Origin of the sequence: Stieleria neptunia, from assembly GCF_007754155.1 — a bacterium.
Lineage (GTDB): Bacteria > Planctomycetota > Planctomycetia > Pirellulales > Pirellulaceae > Stieleria > Stieleria neptunia.
On sequence record NZ_CP037423.1, the window covers coordinates 9,456,981 to 9,475,063 of the forward strand.

Annotated in this window: 8 protein-coding genes; 4 read left to right on the forward strand and 4 right to left on the reverse strand. The window is 59.7% G+C overall.

Annotated elements, in window-relative coordinates; genetic code table 11:
* Positions 1-139: 139 nt before the first annotated feature.
* From Enr13x_RS33025 to Enr13x_RS33040, 4 genes are all read right to left on the reverse strand, one after another.
* Positions 140-3,334, reverse strand: coding sequence for a TolC family protein (locus Enr13x_RS33025; protein WP_197455531.1), 3,195 nt, complete (start codon positions 3,332-3,334; stop codon positions 140-142).
* Between the two features lie 873 nt (positions 3,335-4,207).
* Entirely contained in the window at positions 4,208-4,999 is a 792-nt protein-coding gene (locus tag Enr13x_RS33030) for a hypothetical protein (RefSeq protein WP_145391139.1), read from the reverse strand.
* 1,539 nt (positions 5,000-6,538) lie between these two features.
* On the reverse strand, positions 6,539-7,861 hold the full coding sequence (locus Enr13x_RS33035; protein ID WP_145391140.1) for an ABC transporter permease: 1,323 nt from the start codon (positions 7,859-7,861) through the stop codon (positions 6,539-6,541).
* A complete protein-coding gene (locus Enr13x_RS33040; RefSeq protein ID WP_197455532.1) occupies positions 7,861-9,384 on the reverse strand; it encodes an efflux RND transporter periplasmic adaptor subunit in 1,524 nt (507 codons plus the stop codon). Before Enr13x_RS33040 ends, Enr13x_RS33035 begins: the two co-directional genes overlap by 1 nt.
* Before the next feature lie 734 nt (positions 9,385-10,118).
* Here Enr13x_RS33040 and Enr13x_RS33045 point away from each other — a divergent pair.
* The 4 genes from Enr13x_RS33045 to Enr13x_RS33060 all read left to right on the forward strand — a co-directional run bounded on the left by Enr13x_RS33045 (position 10,119) and on the right by Enr13x_RS33060 (position 17,856).
* Positions 10,119-11,015, forward strand: coding sequence for an ATP-binding response regulator (locus tag Enr13x_RS33045; protein ID WP_145391142.1), 897 nt, complete (start codon positions 10,119-10,121; stop codon positions 11,013-11,015).
* A 10-nt stretch (positions 11,016-11,025) separates the two neighbouring features.
* On the forward strand, positions 11,026-13,962 hold the full coding sequence (locus Enr13x_RS33050; RefSeq protein ID WP_145391143.1) for a hybrid sensor histidine kinase/response regulator: 2,937 nt from the start codon (positions 11,026-11,028) through the stop codon (positions 13,960-13,962).
* A gap of 295 nt (positions 13,963-14,257) precedes the next feature.
* On the forward strand, positions 14,258-15,688 hold the full coding sequence (locus Enr13x_RS33055) for a protein kinase domain-containing protein (RefSeq protein WP_197455533.1): 1,431 nt from the start codon (positions 14,258-14,260) through the stop codon (positions 15,686-15,688).
* 470 nt (positions 15,689-16,158) lie between these two features.
* Entirely contained in the window at positions 16,159-17,856 is a 1,698-nt protein-coding gene (locus tag Enr13x_RS33060) for a cation:proton antiporter domain-containing protein (RefSeq protein WP_145391145.1), read from the forward strand.
* Positions 17,857-18,083: the final 227 nt, after the last annotated feature.

Below are 18,083 nucleotides of genomic sequence, written 5' to 3' on the forward strand. Positions count from 1 at the left end.
CGACGACCTAGAAAGGACGTCGTACAACGGTCCGATGACCGCATCACACCCAGTGCCGCGGAAAAGGGGTCAGGTACCAAAAATGCGAAGCACCCTACGGGCCATTTGGTTTTTGGTACCTGCCCCCTTTTCCGCTCGACTAGTGATTCTGACGCACTTCGTCACTGTAACGCACGCGTGCCGGCAGTCGGCCATACGGATTCGGGTTGGCGTCATAGAAATCGGGCAGCGGCGGCAGCTCCAACGATTCGTCTTGCCCGCCGGACCAGTACCCGTTGGCATCCAACCGAATCGACTCGGTGTCAAAGAACAACTCGATACGTCCTCGGATGAACGATATGTGATCGCGTGCGACCGAGTTGAGTGCGGAGGTGAACGCTTGCTGGGCTTCCAGAAAGTCCCGCGCGACGACATTGCCGACGGCCAACCGCAGCTGCAAACGCGTGCTGACGACACGTTCGTAGGCGAGGGCCGCGCGAGCCACGGAAATCTCGTATTGGTTACGTTGCAAACGGAGCTGCCGCAAATCTTCGCGGACGGCGAGTTTGATTTGATCTTCCAACTCGATCAACGCGCGGCGTCCGGCTTGGTAGTCGATCAGCGCGGCACGGTAGGTGTTGCGTTCCAGGCGACGGTTCAGCGGCGTGTCGAGCGACAGTCCGAGTCGCGTCGTTCCGCCGTCGGCCGTAAAGTCGACGAGGCCTTCTTCGCTGCGAAACGTCGACAACGTCTGCGTCGCACGGACATCCAAAATCGCCTTCAAATCATCCGCGGCCAGTTTGATTTGACGTCGATCGTCGGCAAGCTCGCCTCTCTGGTTCATCAGGTCATAACGTTGATACAGCGCCAACAGCATCGCACTGTTTTCATCGACCTCCACTTCATCCAGCCCGCCGACATCACTGGTCTCCACGCGATCCACTAACGCCACGGTATCGGCGACCGTCTGGACGATCACGTTCTCGAATTCGATACCATCGGCGGGCAACAGGTCGCCGACCAGTTTTGTCGTCAGGGCGTTGGTGACCTCCAGCAACTCATTGGCCGCCTCGACCAAGTCGGGCAATCGATCCAGTTCCCGACTTTCGATCGCCGAATCCCATTGGCGACGCAGCTTTCGAAACCGCTCGTCCAACTGATCGACTTCCACCGCGTCGGCGACGTCGTTTTCCAAGTCCAGGTTCTCTCGCAACAACGCGGCCCGCTCGGCTTGAGACAATTTCGACTCGACCAGATCGATCGTGCGGGCAAATTGAATCAACGGCGCCGGCGGCAGATCCGACTTCAGCTCGCGCGATCGAATCGACTCCATCTGATCACTTTGAAGCCGAGCTTCCAGCAACGCCAGACGCAGTCCCAATTGCTCGGTTTCACGCTCGGCCTGCGACTCCTCGGTGATCCCTTCGATCTTGCGGCGGACGCGAAGAGTTTCGCGCAGACGATTGATCAACACCGTCGCACCGTTGACCGCGGCATCGCGATCCCCCAGTCGGGTTTGCGCCGCGTCGAGCAACGTTTGCCGCGTCCGCATCACCAACTGGCGCGTCACCGTAAGCTCATCGCTGGTCGTCAGCGATTCGAGCTCTTCCAGGTTCAGATTGAGCGGCATCTCCGGCGGCAACCCGATCCGCAACTTCAACCGGTCGAGCGCACTTTCCAAACTGTTGCAATCGCCGACCAGCGAACTGCGGCTGCCGAGTGCATTTTGTTCGAACTGGTCCACTTGCACGCGCGGGATGCGACCGGCTTGCAAGTACTCTGCCCTGCCCTGCAAAAACGCACGCAGATTGCTGAAGTAATCCTGTGAGCTGATCTCGATCGCGCGATAGGTCAGCAACAGTTGGTAGTAGTCGGTCGCCAAATCGACAAACAAAGCACGCTGGGCGCGGATCAGATCGCGGGCCACATAGATGACGTTCCGCTCGGCTCGTGTCAGCCCTTCAAAGACGACGTCGCGTTGAAAAATGGTTTGCTGAAAATCAAAGACCAAATCGGACCCGATGTCCGCGGCAAAGCCCTGCGGTCCGTTGAACGTGAACACCACGCTGTTGGCGAAACTGGCCAGGAACTGCCCGGCCATCGCCGTCGTCGCCTGCACCCCCGTTTCGGTCGGAACCACCAATCCGTTACGCGTCGTACTATCCAAGCGAACGTGCGTGTAGGTCGCGGCCGATCCGTTCCCGCGACGCCTCGGACGAATCACATATTCATAGCGCTGTGCCGACAACACGAGTGCGGCTCGGTACAAACGCTCCTTTTGCGTTTGGATTGCTCGATTGTTCAACGATGCAAGTTCCGTGATCATCGGCAACGTCAACCGCGGCGCGTCGCTGAGCATGCCCGCCATCCCGCCGGACGTGACCTCGGGGTACGACCTGCGAAACTCCTCGCGAACCGATTCGAACTCCAACATCCGCGGCACGCAGGTTTCGGGAAGCTGCTCCCAGAACTGCTGGGGGATCGGGACAATCCGAAGCTGCTCGGTGTCGCTGCGGTTGTCCTCGGTCGGATCCCAATCGGGATCGTCCCCTGCGTCCGCACCATCAAGGCTCAACTCGTCGCCATGCCGTTCGCCGTCAGCCTGTTCGTTTTCGCGAATCAATTCGGCCAACCGGACTTCCGCCGTCACCGCATCGGCAGACCGTGGCATCACCAGCGCCATCTCGCCGGTCGCCGAATCCACACCAGCCCCCTCGACAGGCTCCGGCGCCTCACCAGACGTCAATAAGATCGCGCCTGTCGGATCGACATCCTCCCGGCTGCCAGGGCGAGCGTCGCTCACATCAGTTGCATCAAGCCCAGTCGTCACCCTCCCGCTTGCAGGTCCTGCGGTTTTCACGTCGCCCTCCAGGTAGGAGGGGCGAGCGCTGCGAGGGGAGGTCGAACGGACAATCGCCGCTTTCGTTTTAGTGATCTCCGCCCCTGGCTCGAATTCAATCTCCAGCCCCGCCAGCGGCCCCAACTCCAAACTCTCGGCATCCGGTGCCGGCAACTCCTGCACCTCGTCATCCGTTTCCAGATCCGATCGCCGGGGTGCCAGATGAGGATCACCGGTCACAAGTTCGGGAAGTGCGTAGCCGAACAGTTGGGGTTCGGGCACCGGTAGCGCCGGGCAATCGTCCGGCGAAGGATCGAAGAATCGAGAACGGGGATCGACATCGATCCCCGCCAGCGGCGGCAGGGTACACGCCTCTTCCGCCCGCTTCTCGGCATAGATCACCGCGACGTCGCGATCCGCCTGGGTCCGGTAATACTTGCGCGAGCAACCCGTGATGACCGAAACCGAAGCGGCGACCAGCAGCGTGAAACACAAGAAAATTGGATTGCGAAACAAAACCGAAACACCCCGGCGAGAGAACGAAAGACCCTTTGGGAGGATCATCGTCACCGGATTGTCGGCGATTTGACGGATTCCCCGGCTCTCGCAGTCGTATCGGCTACGTCGACTTTGCGGGCTACCAATTTTGCCGGGCTACATCGCTCGTCATAGAGCATCAACCTGGGAAGCTGCACTTGAGACAAACGCGTCGCGCCGAGCGCCCACAGTATCCCGGGGCGACGTCATCCCTGGGGACGTCGATTCTTTTGCTGCAGCTATTGGCATCCCATTTAGTTTCTCTCCGTCTGGGAGAGACGGCGTTGGCGCAGCAAGCAAACGCCAGAGAGGGCTCGCGCTGCAAAGTCTTGGCGCCTACCGTTACGATCAAATCCGTCACTTATACAATCGACGTCCCGGAGGGATCGCAGCGAGCGGCCGGGGGTCACCGCAGCGCCACCTCCGGACCACGCCCCCCATCCTCCCCTCCACCCCGGACGGGGTCGCAGCGAATTCCGAAAGCCCAGCGGGCTGACAGAATGCGTGCCGGGCCCGTCAGGGCCCGGTCTTCAAATGCCGATCCGGCGCAGGCCAGATAGGCCGACACAGTGCGGGCCGGCGCGTCGCCACAGCATGGACTGTGTCGCCCTTCCAGGGCTGTCGCGGCAGTGGAGACTTTCACCCGGCGGCTCACGCCGCCGGCAGACACTGTGCCTGCCCTCCGGGCATCACCGAAGCCCCGAGTTCGCTACGAGCGTCGCTCCCTCCTCACCGTCCGCCTCTGAAGTCTCTTGCACGCCCTTCATCAGCGTCCCAATACAAACCACGTTTTGATCTCATGGGTGCGCTTCAAAAACCCAAAGGCATTCGACTCCCGTTCTCACGTGCATTTCATTGTTCTGATGCTTCTTGGTGTTCGCGGTACACGTAACGGTCCAGGCCAACGATCGTCTCGAGTGAACCCTGAAGTCGCACGTCCCAGTGTAGCGATAGATAGGTATCGAGCTCTTCTTTTAGGCGACGATGCAATCGGTCCAAGTCCGAACGTGACGGGATCGTGCCGTAGATCTTGAAATTGACGGTCTTCACGCGAGTTACGATAACGGCGAGTCCAGAAAACGCATCATCCGAACCAAGGATATCTTGAATCGCGCGGGTCAGTAATCTGGCCTGCAACAGCTCCGTGTAGACTGCAATCGCGGCATCTGCATCCGTATTCCCATTCAACTCGTACTGGCGTTTTGCACGCTCCAACGAAGTGGACGCCGCCTCGATTTGAAGCTCAACAAGTGTTTTGCCTTGGTGACGATCGAGCCAATCTTCAACGTCGCTCCTTGAGAATGCATGGTATGCGAGATAACGGTTGGGCAAGTGAGTATAGATTGCGTCACGGATGGCTCCGAAAGCATGGTCTCCCATCGTTCCAACAGAAGACGTAAAGGAGTGTTCCCGTGAGATAACGCGATCGTTTGCGAGATGTCCACGCAAGGTCTCGATTGCAGGCAACACGCCAGCACAAAGTGATGCCGCTTGGCTATTCGCGGCATCCCAGTCGGCGGAAGCTTCAAGTGCACCAAGCGCGCGATCAAAGTCTGGATTCGCCGAGGAAGTGACGGCGACTCTCTTCGTATTGCATCCGAATGCGAATCCAATGACCAGCAATAGCGTGCAGAAAAATCTCATCGAAAGGCTGACAGAACAAATTGTGTTCTCTCCGCGCACGCAAAGGAACGGGGATCCATCGGGCGAGAAAACATTGTCGCCCCTCAGGTGGGCTGGCCCCAGGACTTGATTAGAACGGATCCTGCCAGACGGTGCCAGTTTCTCAGACCCAGGCGAACTCAAGCTGGGTGGCTGGAGCACGGTCCGGTCTGGACTCCGATTCCTTTGCACCTTCTTGTTCACTTTTCAAATACCCATCGTCCCGAGTGCGAAAATCCTTCACCCACCGCGTCGTGTACGGTATCCCGGGGGACGTCGATTGTCTAAGTGGCGGAGTTGATCGTAGCGGAAGTCGTCAAGACTTTCGCAAGCCGTCGGCCCTCTCTGGCGTTTGCTTGCTCCGCAAACGCCGTCTCTCCCAGAGGGGGTTCTTCCGCGAGTTTAGTGGCTGCTCTCGAATACTCGGGGAAGGTTTTTTGAGGGATGACTGCGATGCCTCGAAAAACCTGGGTCCTGAGCGATTAGCCACTAAAATCCACGAAGAACCTCCAGAGGGAGAGAGACGAGATCGGTTGCTAAAAGCTACAGCAAAAGAATCGACGTCCCCAAGTGACCACAGCGAGTAGCCGGAGGTCAGCGCAGCGCCACCTCCGGACCACGCCCTGAATCCACCCCTCGACCCCGGACGGGGTCGCAGCGAATTCCGAAAGCCCAGCGGGCTGACAGAGTGCTTGCCGGGCCCGTCAGGGCCCGGTCTTCAAATGCCGATCCGGCGCAGGCCAGAAAGGCCGGCGCGTCGCCACAGCATGAACGGTGTCGCCCTTCCAGGGCTGTCGCGGCAGTGGAGACTTTCACCCGGCGGCTCACGCCACCGGCAGACACTGTGTCTGCCCTCCGGGCATCCACGAAGCCCCAAGTTCGCTACGAGCGTCGCTCCCTCCTCACCGTCCGCTTCTGAAGCCTCTTGCACGCCCTTCATCAGCGTCCCAGTACAAGCCCACGTTTTGATCTCGGGGGTGCACTTCACACATCAACAGGCACTCGACTCCCAAGGATCGGATCATGCAATCGCCGCGAGCGATCTTCCCCTTCAACAACCACAACTTGGCGACTCGTCACGCATCCGATTGTGATGGCAGGCTGAAACGTTCAGTCTACCCTGTGTAAGATCCTGATTGGAGCATTGATCGGAACCTTATTATTGGTAGGGCAGAGATGCGACCTTTTTGTGGCGGGAATGATTGGATGGGAGTACGACACCGAAAGAGATTGCCCGATATCCCGCGAAATGGAGAAGGCAATGAGCGACTACGGTTATGTCTACACGCAACGCACGCGATTAAAAAAGAGATGATTGGCGAGACGTCATGGCGGTGGGGCAAGACGATAGGGGCAAGACAATGAAGAGATGGATGGCAGAATGATTCGGGGCAGAATGATTTTAGGCTGTCATGATTCTGCCCCGTATCGTTCTGCCAACTCTTTTTCGGCGGATTGTCACGTACAGCGTGACCTACGCCCCTTTCTCGGCTGTTGCCAGGCACAGCGTGACTGACACGTCTACGTCTTTCGCAGGGCTTCGATGGGGTTCATCGAGGCGGCTTTGTAAGCCGGATAGACTCCGAACACGATCCCGATGCCGACGGAGATGCCGAAGGCCAATCCGATCGAAGAGACGCTGGTCGCGGTTTTCATTCCCGCGAACACCGTCACGATGATCGGGATCGCGATCCCCAGGACGATGCCCAGAACGCCGCCCATCGCGGACAGGACCGTCGTCTCCAGCAGGAATTGGCGAATGATGTCGCGTTTCTTGGCCCCGATCGCGCGGCGGATCCCGATCTCACGTGTCCGCTCGGTCACCGTCGCCAGCATGATGTTCATGATGCCGATCCCACCGACCAGCAGCGAGATGCCCGCGATCGCGCCGAGCACCATGTTCCAGATCCGTTTCTCGTGCTCCGCCTGGGCCATCAATTCCAACGGCACCAGCACCTGGTAATCGGATTTTGACGCGTGGCTCTTTTCCAGCAGCCCACGGACCATGTTGGCGGTCGGAACGACCCGATCCGATGCTTCCTTGCCGCTTTCACCGCTGGCAACGGCGAGGGTGATTTCGGTCAGTTCGACACGGTCGTATTCGCGGCTGCCCCTGGAACCGGCGCGGGACAAGAATCCGAACCGGCCGCGTCCCGTATCGAGCGGAATGAAGATGTCTTGGTTCGCATCACCGCCTTCGGCTTGTCCAGCCCTGGCGACACCGCTGTCGCGTTCGGTCAGCACTCCGACCACTCGAAACGCCGTGCCGCCGATCAAAATCGGCTGGCCGAGCGGATCGCTGAACCCGAACAACTTGCGGGCGGCGCCGTCGGCCAACACGGCGACATTGGACATCGTTTCCAAGTCATGTGACTGTAGAAAACGTCCGCGGGCGACCGAGATGCTGCGCACGTCACGCAGCCGTGGCGTGGTCGCGAGAACCTTGGCCTGGGCGATCCGATTGCGATGATGGGAAACCTCCTGTCGCTTCATCATCACCGGCACGACACTTTCCCCGGTCGGCAATTGGCTGAGCGCGCGGAGGTCGGCGTACGTCAAACCGTAGGCATTCACTTTGTAGCGACTGGTGGTGACCATCGCGGGCTGTGTCCCGCTGCTGCCTCCGGCGTCCGGCCCTGACGAGGGTTGGACCGTGCGGATGATAACGTTGTTCGCGCCCAGCCCACGAATGCGATCCAGCGCGTCCTGCTTACTGCCTTCGCCGATCGACAACATCGCGATCACCGAGGCCACACCCAGGATGGTGCCCAACAACGTCAACGAGCTGCGCATTTTGTGCAGCAGCAGGTTGCGGATCGCCAGTTTGAGTGTCGCCCACCACATCAGGAATCGCCACCGAGTAGATCGTCGATGAATTGGCGTGGATTGAGAGCCACCTGATCGCCCGCGGTCATCCCGTCGGTGATTTGCACGACCGAATCGGTCTGGCGTCCCGTCTGGACCGCCCGGGTGACGAGTTGGTTGTTCTCTCGAACCAGCACCCAAGTTTGCTTGTCTCGTTCGATCACCGCTTGGATCGGAACGGTCAACGCATCGTCAATCGAATCGATCATGATTTCCGTGACCGCGGTCATCCCGGGTTTCAGGTGATCGACGGTTTGATCGATCGTCACGGTCGTCGCATAGACTTTCGTTTCACTGCCGCGCCATCCGTTTTGATCCGGCAACACGGCGATCGATTGGACGGTGCCGACGTACTCGTTCTCCGGAAAGGCATCGACGGTGATGCGTGCCTTCATGCCGACGCGAATCTGTTCCAGGTCCGACTCGTGAACGGCGGTTTGGACCTGCATCTTGTCGAGCGCCGGCAACGACATCAGGTGCTGGCGAAATCGGACCGGCATGCCTTCGCGGATCTCATCATTGCGGTCCGACGCATAGGCGACCATCCCGGCTTCGGGCGCGAAAATCTTGCAGGCGGCGAGCTGTTCGGTGTAACGTTCGAGCCGCTCCTCTTCCTTTTTCAGCGATTCGGTTCGGGCACGCAGAATCGCTTTCACCTGGGCCAGTCGCGCTTCGTTGTTCCGCAGCGTCTGCTCCAGCCCTCGTTCGGCGGTCTGCAACTTTCCACGCAAACGCAACAGCTCCATTTCGCGTTCGTAGTTCTCCTTCTTGCGGAGCGTTGCCAGCGAGGTTTCCAGCTTGTTCAGCTGGGCGGCATACTTGCCTTCGGCTTGCAGAAACGCGAGTTCGCTTTTGCGCAGCTCGTTACGGTTGGCGTAACCGAGTTTGTAGAGCGAATCGATACCGCGGCGATCGTCGCGCCGGAGTTCCAACGTCGCTTGGGCTTCCAAAATTTCGTTGTTGACCTCGTCGATGGAACGCTTGATTTCCTCGACCGCCAGCTTCAGCGTCCCGCTTTCGTCGTCGGTGTACATCTCCAGTTCCAGCTTGGCGAGCTGGACTTTCAATTCGGCCTCGGCCTTGCTGGTTTCGTTCTGGACGATCTGATTGCTGTAGTTGGCTTCGGCCTGAATCTGCGTCGAGCGTGCGTCTTCGGTCTCCAACATTTGCTCGTCGAGTGCTTCGCGCATCGGGGCGGATTCCAATTCGACCAACAAGTCGCCTTCTTTGACGCTGCTGCCGTTGGGGATGATCCACAGGATCGGGGTGCCGTTGATCCCATCGCGTTGGACATCTTCGACCATACAGTGGACTTCGCGGTTGGACTGACTTTGCAGATTTCCCCGTTCGATCACGGTGACCTGCAAGTGTTCCCGTCCGACGGTGTGCAGCAGCACGTCCTCGTCGACCTGGCCGCCGTTGCCGAAGAAAAACGCCGAGAGCGAGAAGCCGAGGATCGGAACGGCGATCAAGGCGGCCAGCAGGGGCAGCAAGTGGACCACGCCGCGCCGCCTAGAGCCGCGTTGCCCAGAGCCGCACCGCCTGGACTGGGCGACGTTGAGATCGTGTTCGGATCGAAACGCTGGTTCGGCCGAGATCGGCCGGGTATCGATGCAGAGGGACATGGCGTCGTAGGTGGGCTAGGTAGGTGGGTGGGTGGTGTGCGGAATGCACCCGCCGCGGCCTCCGGAGCACCGCCCTGACCGACCATCGCGTCGGAAACAGGCTTGGCGGATCCTTCGAGCGCGTGCGATGCGGTCACGTTGAATTGCGGGGCAATTCGTATGCCGACGACCATCAAATGATGGGTTTCGTCGACATTGCACGTGCGATGGGTGCAGGCAGGGGTTGCGGGTGGGATTACGGTGGGTCGTGGCGGGACGTCTTGACGGCAGAGCGACACGGGGGTGTGCTGCGGGTCAAAACGCACACACAGTGTAGTCGACCAGCGAGCCCTTGTCTCCCTAGCCTATCGGAAGATGGCAGGAGGTCCGGACCAGGCGATCCGGACCGATTAAACTAGATTTTTTACGTTTCTGGCAAGACATTTGCCCGGCCAAACTGGCCAGCCCGGCCGACCGGGAGGACCGGAAAACTCACCGCAAAATGGAAGTTCCCAAACTGCTGCCAGTTTGTGAGTTCTCTCGGATCTCTGATCGACAAAAACGTGTAGGATGGGGGGTGGCTCGGTCGCAGGACCACTGTTCAAGCACACACCATTCGGAATTACGGCATCATGGCGAAGGTACTATTGGTCGAAGACAGCCCGACTCAGGCGGTCGAAATGCGGATGCTGCTGGAGGAAGGCAGTCACGAGGTACGCCATGCGGCCAACGGGCGATTGGCGCTGGATATCTTGGACCAAGAACCGTTGGACATCGTGGTGACCGACCTGGAGATGCCGGAGGTCAACGGTTTGGAACTGGTGGAAATGATGCGGACCGACTATGCGCACATTCCGGCCATTTTGGTCACCGCGCGTGGATCGGAAGACCTAGCCGCCGAAGCGTTGCAAAAAGGGGCGGCCGGCTATGTGCCCAAAAACCACCTGCAATCGCTGCTCAACGACACGATCGTCGACGTGCTGGGTGTGATCCGAACCGACGCCAGCTTTGCCAAGCTGATCTCCAAGCTGACCAAAAATGTTTTCGAATTCCGACTGTCCAACGAGAGTGATTTGATTTCACCGCTGGTCGGCTTGCTGATGCAAGTCGTCTCGGGGATGGAATTGATCAGCGGCGCAGAAATGAATCGACTGGGCGTGGCGATCGAACACGCGTTGATCAACGCCATGTATCGGGGCAACCTGCAACTGGGACCTTCGGTGACCCCGGCCCATCACGCGATCATTTACGACGACGCGACTTCGGATTTGATTGAACGGCGCAAACAGGAAGCCCCCTACAAGGATCGCCAAGTCTACGTCGAGGCCACGGCCAGCAAGCAAGAGATCAAGATCGTGATCCGCGATGAAGGAAACGGATTTGACACGTCCAAGGTGCCTGACAAAGTCGACGCCAACCTGTTTGCCGCCGAATCCGGCAAGGGGCTGGTGTTGATGAAAAGCTTTGCCGACGAGTTGAGTTTTAACGAAATCGGAAACGAGGTCACGATGATCAAGAAGTGTTGTTAGAACCGGTCCGATGGCAGATCTGCACGGCATAGAGACGGACGAACCGGCCCCGGATGACTCGGGAAGCGACGTCCTTGACTCCTTGGCCCCGAATCACTCGCTCGCCGCGTATGAGTCGCTGGTCAATACGCTGCCGTTGAGTCTGTTGATCAAGGACACCGACGGCCGACGGTTATTCGCCAACGAAACGTATCTCAAGACCCGCGGCTGCACGCTCGAAGACGTGCTGGGCAAACGCGACGACGAACTGTTTCCGCCCGACATCGCACGGGCCTACATGAAGGACGACCAGGAAGTCATCCGCACCGGAGAATCGCTGCACAGCGTCGAAGAGTCCGTCGACAAATTCGGCCAACGGCAATGGATCGAGCGGATCAAAAGCCCCGTCCTGGATGCCCATCAACGCGTCATCGGGATCCAACTGATCTTCTGGGACGTCACCGATCGACACCTCGCCGAAAGCGAACTGAAATACGAACGCTACCTGCTCACCGCGTTGTTGGAAAACATTCCCGACAGCATCTACTTCAAAGATCCGGACAGCCGGTTCGTTCGGATCAGCGAAGCGATGGCGCGAAAGTTCGGTCTGGCCAGTGCCGAAGTGATCGGCAAAACCGACGCCGACATCTTCACCGAAACACACGCCGCCGCCGCCCGCGAAGACGAATTGCGGATCATGCAAACCCGCGAACCCGTCGTCGATCTGGTCGAACGCGAAACCTGGCCCGACCGAGACGACACCTGGTGCATGTCCACCAAAATGCCGTTGACCGAAGACGACGACGAGCGAGTGATCGGCACCTTCGGCATCTCACGCGACATCACCGAACTGATCAAGTACGAAGAAGCGCTCCGCAAAGCCCGCGACGAAGCCGACGCGGCCAACCGGGCCAAGAGCGATTTCCTGGCCAACATGAGCCACGAAATTCGCACCCCGATGAACGCCATCATCGGCATGTCCGAATTGCTGGCCCAAACCAAACTCAACAGCGAACAACTCGACTACATCAACCTAGTGCGTGATTCGGCCGAATCGCTGCTGCTGTTGCTCAACGAGATCCTGGATTTTTCGAAAATCGAATCGCGGAAACTGAAACTGGAATCGATCCCGTTCTCGTTGCGTGATCTGATCCAGCGCACCAGTCAATCCTTGGCGATCCGCGCCGCCAAGAAAACCATCGAACTGGCCTGTCGCGTCGCACCGGATCTTCCCGATCGCTGGATCGGAGACCCCGGACGATTGCGTCAGGTGATGCTCAACCTGATCGGCAACGCGATCAAATTCACCGACGAAGGCGAGGTGCTGGTCGAAGTCTGTGCCGGAGAAGCGGGCCCGGACGCGCCGCCGAATCACCTGCCGCTGCGGTTCAGCGTCACAGACACCGGAATCGGAATCCCCAAAGAAAAACACGCGTCAATCCTGGACCCGTTCACGCAAGCCGATGAATCGACGACCCGCCGATTCGGCGGCACGGGACTGGGGCTGGCCATCTCGAAAGAACTGGTCCAGTTGATGCACGGAGAGTTGCAGCTGGAAAGCCAACCCGGCCGAGGCACGACGTTCTACTTCACAGCGTTCTTTCCGCTCGCCGGAGACCAAACCGTTGACCGAGAAGGCGACCTGGGCAGCCTTGCCGAACTGCCCGTGCTGGTCGTCGACGACAACGCGACGAACCTGCGAATCCTGAAAGAGATCCTGACCAACTGGCGGTTGACCCCGACGCTGGCCGCCGGTGGCGCCAGCGCGCTGCAGGCGGTCGCCGACGCGGCTCAAGGCGGCCAACCGTTTCAGCTGGCGATCCTGGATTGCATGATGCCGGAAATGGACGGATTCGAACTCGCCACGCAGCTCCGCAGCCAGTTCTCCAGCGAGCAACTGAAACTGATCATGCTGTCGTCGTCCTCCAGCGGCGACGCCCTGCAACGTTGCCAAGACATCGGCATCGCCCGCTACCTGACCAAACCCGCCGTGCAATCAGAATTGCTGGACACGATCCTGCAAGTCATGCAGCGGAAACGAGCCGCGAAGATCGATCCGCGTGCGAATCTGCCCGAATGTCTGCCGATGCGTGTCCTGGTCGCCGAAGACGGCTTGGCCAATCAACACGTCGCCGTCGGAATGCTCCGCGCTTCGGGCCATCAACCCATCGTCGTCAGCGACGGACGCGAAGCGGTCGCCCGGTACGAGTCCGAACCGTTTGACATGATCTTGATGGACATGCACATGCCCGTGATGGACGGCATCGACGCGACCAAGGCGATTCGCGCGCACGAGCGCGTCACCGGTCGGCACATCCCGATCATCGCGCTGACCGCCGCGGCGATGAAGGAGGATGCCGAGGCCTGCGCCCAATCGGGCATGGACGGCTACCTGACCAAACCGATCCACCAGCGGCGGCTGCAAGAAACGATGGCCCGGTTTGCCCCCGAGACGTCCGTGCTCGCGGCCTCGGGGAACGCTGCCGCTGCGAAACCTGACCCCGGCGGACCAAACGAGCCGGCGGCGACGGATCCGCCCCGCCAGCCGCCGGCAACCCCGCAACCGACGGCGGCCAGTGACGCCGATGGCACCGGCTCCAGCGACTCTGGCTCCGTTGCCTTCCACACGATCGATCTGCAAGCGGCGGCCAGCCGAATCCCCGGCGGATCACGGGGACTTGCGCGGCTGGCCGAAGTGTTCATCGCCGAATGCACGGGCCTGTTGCAAGTCCTCAATGACAGCATTCCCGATGGCGATCCCGTCGTGGTCGCCCGCAGCGCCCACACCTTGAAAGGGTCCGCCAGCCTATTTTTCGCCGAAGCGGTTCGCGAAACGGCGCTGCGGATCGAAACCAAAGCCCGCGACAACGACTTGGCCGCCACCGTCACCGATTTGGCTCAGCTGAACACCGCTGCCGGCGCCATGCTGGCCGAACTGAACCAGCTTCTCCAGTCCCACCCCGACTGACCGCCGCGACCGATCAAAGCGTCGTTCAAATTCTGGGGGACTTTTCCCTACCCGCCCCCTGGAATAAGGGGTATAATGGGGACCAGCGGACACACGAAAAATTGCACAGCGTTTCAGCTCCACTGCGGTCGCGTCAGCGGCTCGCATCACAGTGGGTGGTTTGTGCAGCATTGGAATCGTTGATCATCGGCGGACCCCACTCAGGTTCTCCGGCGATCTCCTGTTGGGCTGCCGACTGATGCGGCCACGGCGGGTGTGGGGCAAACGGATCGATCAAGGCTGCGCGAACTCTCCCATGAAGAGTTTGCATTCGATGACCTTGATCCAACTCTGCGGCGATGTTGCCCTTGAACCGAATCATGAGGATCCGGAATCGATGATCCCCGACCGCTCCTCGGCGCCCACCGCATCGATCTCGAAAGACCGTGTGGAAAGCGAGGCGGCGGGAGATTTCGATCACGACGATTGCCAAGAGCAATCGATCGCCCAGATGGAACGGTATGCGATCGACAAACAGATCGGCAAGGGCGGCATGGGGTTGGTCTATCACGCCTACGACAGCACCTTTGATCGGGAGGTGGCGATCAAGGTGTTGCTGAAGAACTATCAGGGCCGAGACGAAGCGTGCCAACGTTTTTTCCAAGAAGCCCGCACGACCGCACGGCTGCAGCATCCGGGAATCGTCTCGGTCTACGACATGGGGATCAGCGACGATGGACAGCCCTTCTTTGCGATGAAACTGGTCGAGGGCAGGACGCTCAGTGAGCTGATGAAGACGGAAAATAAAACCCAGCTGCAGTATTCGCGTCTGCTGGATGTCTTCGCCCGAGTCTGTCAGACGATCGCCTATGCACACTCGCACCAAACCGTCCACCTGGACATCAAGCCGTCCAATGTGATGGTGGGGGCGTACGGCGAAGTCCACGTGATGGATTGGGGATTGAGCCGTCAATTGGGAAAATCCCCGATTGAACTGACCCCGATCTGCCCTGCGGCGGTGGAACACATTTCTGACGAGCAGCTCTCGATGATCCTGTCCAACAGCAAGATCATCGGCACGCCGAGCTACATGGCTCCGGAACAGGCGCGCGGCCATCACATCAGCGTGCGTTCAGACGTCTTCGGCTTGGGCGCGTTGCTGTGCGAAATCCTGACCGGCAAACCGCCCTACGAGGGATCGAGCTTTCGTCGCATTTATCGTCGCGCCGCACGAGGTTCCCTCGACAAAACGTACCAACGCCTGGACGCCTGCGACGCGGATCCGGCGATCATCGCGTTGGCCAAACGCTGTTTGGCCCGAGAGGAAAATGCTCGGCCCGCCGACGCGGGAACCATCGCCACGCAGATCACCACCTACCTGGAATCCTCCAAGGAGCGTGCCGAACGAGACCTCTGCCGATTCTTTGAACTCAGCATGGATCTGTTCTGCATCGCCAGCTTGGACGGATACTTCAAACGTGTCAATTCGAACTTTTCCCGGGTGTTGGGCTACAGCGATAGCGAATTGATCTCCAAACCGTTCATCGAATTCCTTCACCCCGACGACGTCCAGCAAACGATCCGAGCGATCGGCACGCTGGCCCAGGGCGATTCGATCGCGGCGTTCTGCAATCGCTACCGTGATTCCGGCGGAAACTATCGCTGGATCCAGTGGAACGCCAAATCGATTCCGCAAGACAACACGATCTTCGCCGTCGCCCGCGTGGTCGATGGCCCGGATGGTTGACGCCCCATGTCATCGACATGGACGTTAAGGGCGGGGTGTTTTTTGTCAGCGGCAGGGCGCAAGCCCTCCGGTCTTTCACGCGGAAACCGGACGGCTCGCGGGTTGTCGATTGAGTCGGGATCTGCTGAGTCAATGGTGAGCCGCTGGCCGTAAGGCCTCGGGCAGCGTCGCAGTGCCCGGCCGCTGACGCGGCGCGCGGCTCACAAAAACGATAGCCCGCTCGCGCCGTTCCGCAAACAATGCAACACGCCGTTACGCATCCCGTCGGGATGAATCCGCTCTCTTATCCCCGTCGCGACGGACTCGGTACGGGCGCCCCCCCAATCGCCCGCGACAACAATGGCCCTCTTCGGCTAAACTTGGGCCCCTGAGCAATCAATTCGGTAAACAAAGGGTGCCCGGCAAGCCCACGCCGCACCAAATTTGACACTCTTTGTGGATTTTCCAACTGTGTCCACGGACGACCTTTCATGGCGATCCTCATGGGTGAATTTCATCTGCACATCACCAGCACGATTGGACTGTTGCTGGCGGTTTGTCTGGCTGCCGGTGTCCTGGCCGATTTCGTCCATTTGCCCAAGGTCACGGCGTTTCTGTTGGTGGGGCTGCTGGTCGGCCCGAGCGCCCTGGACTGGGTCCCGACCGAACACGTCGAGCTGTTCGAACCGTTGCTGAAACTGGCGATGGCGTTGGTCCTATTCAATCTGGGCTGCGAGTTCACGTTTTCCAAGGTCCGGCGTGTCGCGGCGCATTGCATGGCGCTCTCGATCGCGGAAATCACGGCGACCGCCGTCCTGGTCTCGATCGGCTTGATCCTGTTCGGCTGCTCGGGCAGCATGGCGTTGTTGCTGGGGTGCTTGGCCGTGGCGACCGCACCGGCGACCACCATCCTGGTGCTGAAAGAATTCCGCTCCGAAGGCCCGGTGACCGAAAGCACGGGCTTTATGGTCGCGATGAATAATTTTGCCTGCATCATCCTGTTCGAGTTCGCATTCCTGGCGATCGGATGGTCCCAGGGAACACTGCAGGTTTCCTTCAGCAGCCAGATGTTGAGCGTGTTGCTGAACGTCGGCGGATCGATGGGGCTGGGGATCGTGGGCGGATTGGTGGTCAGCTACGGCTGCGGGTTTCTGAACATGAAACGCTGGCTGGTGTTGTTGGTCGCCGCCGTCACGTTCCTGTTGGGCGTCGACGAATCGTTCGAGATTCCGTACATGCTGTCCTTTCTGATGATGGGCGTGACGGTTGCCAACACGTCGGATTACAAACAGAAAATCGTCGACGAGCTGGATCACTTGTCCGGCTTGCTGGCGGTTCTGTTCTTCGTCGCCCACGGCACCGAACTCGATGCCGGCGCGTTCATCGCCGCCGGCAAACTGGGCATCGTCTACATCGCGTTTCGGATCGTCGGCAAATGGCTGGGCGTCTACGTCGCCGCCAAAGCCACCCGGCAACCGCCGGAAGTGCGCAATTGGGGCGGCTCGTGTCTGTTCGCCCAGGCCGGCGCCGCGATCGCACTGTCCACCATTGCCGTCAACCGCAATCCCGAATTGGGCAAACCGATTCAAGACATCATCCTGGGATCGGTCGTCTTGTTCGAAATCATCGGGCCGCTGTTCATCCGACATTCGCTAATCCAAACCGGCGAAGTCCCGTTGGCCCAGGCGATCCACCACACCAGCCGCACGCCGCTGGAACAGCTGCGCGAAGTCGTCGACCGGTTCCGTGCGGCGGTCAACGGCACCGCCCCCGCGGCGGCGGTGATCGGCAAAGTCAAGGTCAGCGATCTGTTGCGAAAAACCAAAGGCATCCACCAATCCGCCGACTTTGACCAAGTCGTCGCGCATATCGAACACAGCCACGACAACACCTACCCGGTCGTCGACGACCGCATGCGTGTCGTCGGCGTGATTCGCTACCCGCTGCTCAGCGACGTCCTGTTCGATCACAGCGCCGCGAAACTGGTGCGTGCCGAAGACCTCGTCAGCGACATTGATTCCTGTCTGCACGAAGACGACCCGGCGGCACGAGCGTTCGAATTGTTTCAAGGCGAAACGGACGACTGCATCCCCGTCGTCCAACGCGCCAGCCCCCACGAATTGTTGGGAGTGGTGCGGCGCAGCGACGTCATGCACGCGTTGATCACCCAGCGACGCAAAAGCAAATGACGTGACACCGACCGGCGAAGTGAACGCCGCGATTGACCGATCGACCTCCCCTCGCGTCGCTCGACCCCAAAGGCACCAAGTTAACCGATCCGTTCATCAACGAAGTTGTCGTCACCCTCCCTCCGGGAGGGTCGCGGAGGAGTGTGCGACGACGCGGGGAGGGTTGTTGCGAAGCCAAAGTTGCTAACAACGATGGAGCATCAATGTCGGAAGCCCTCCCCTCGCTG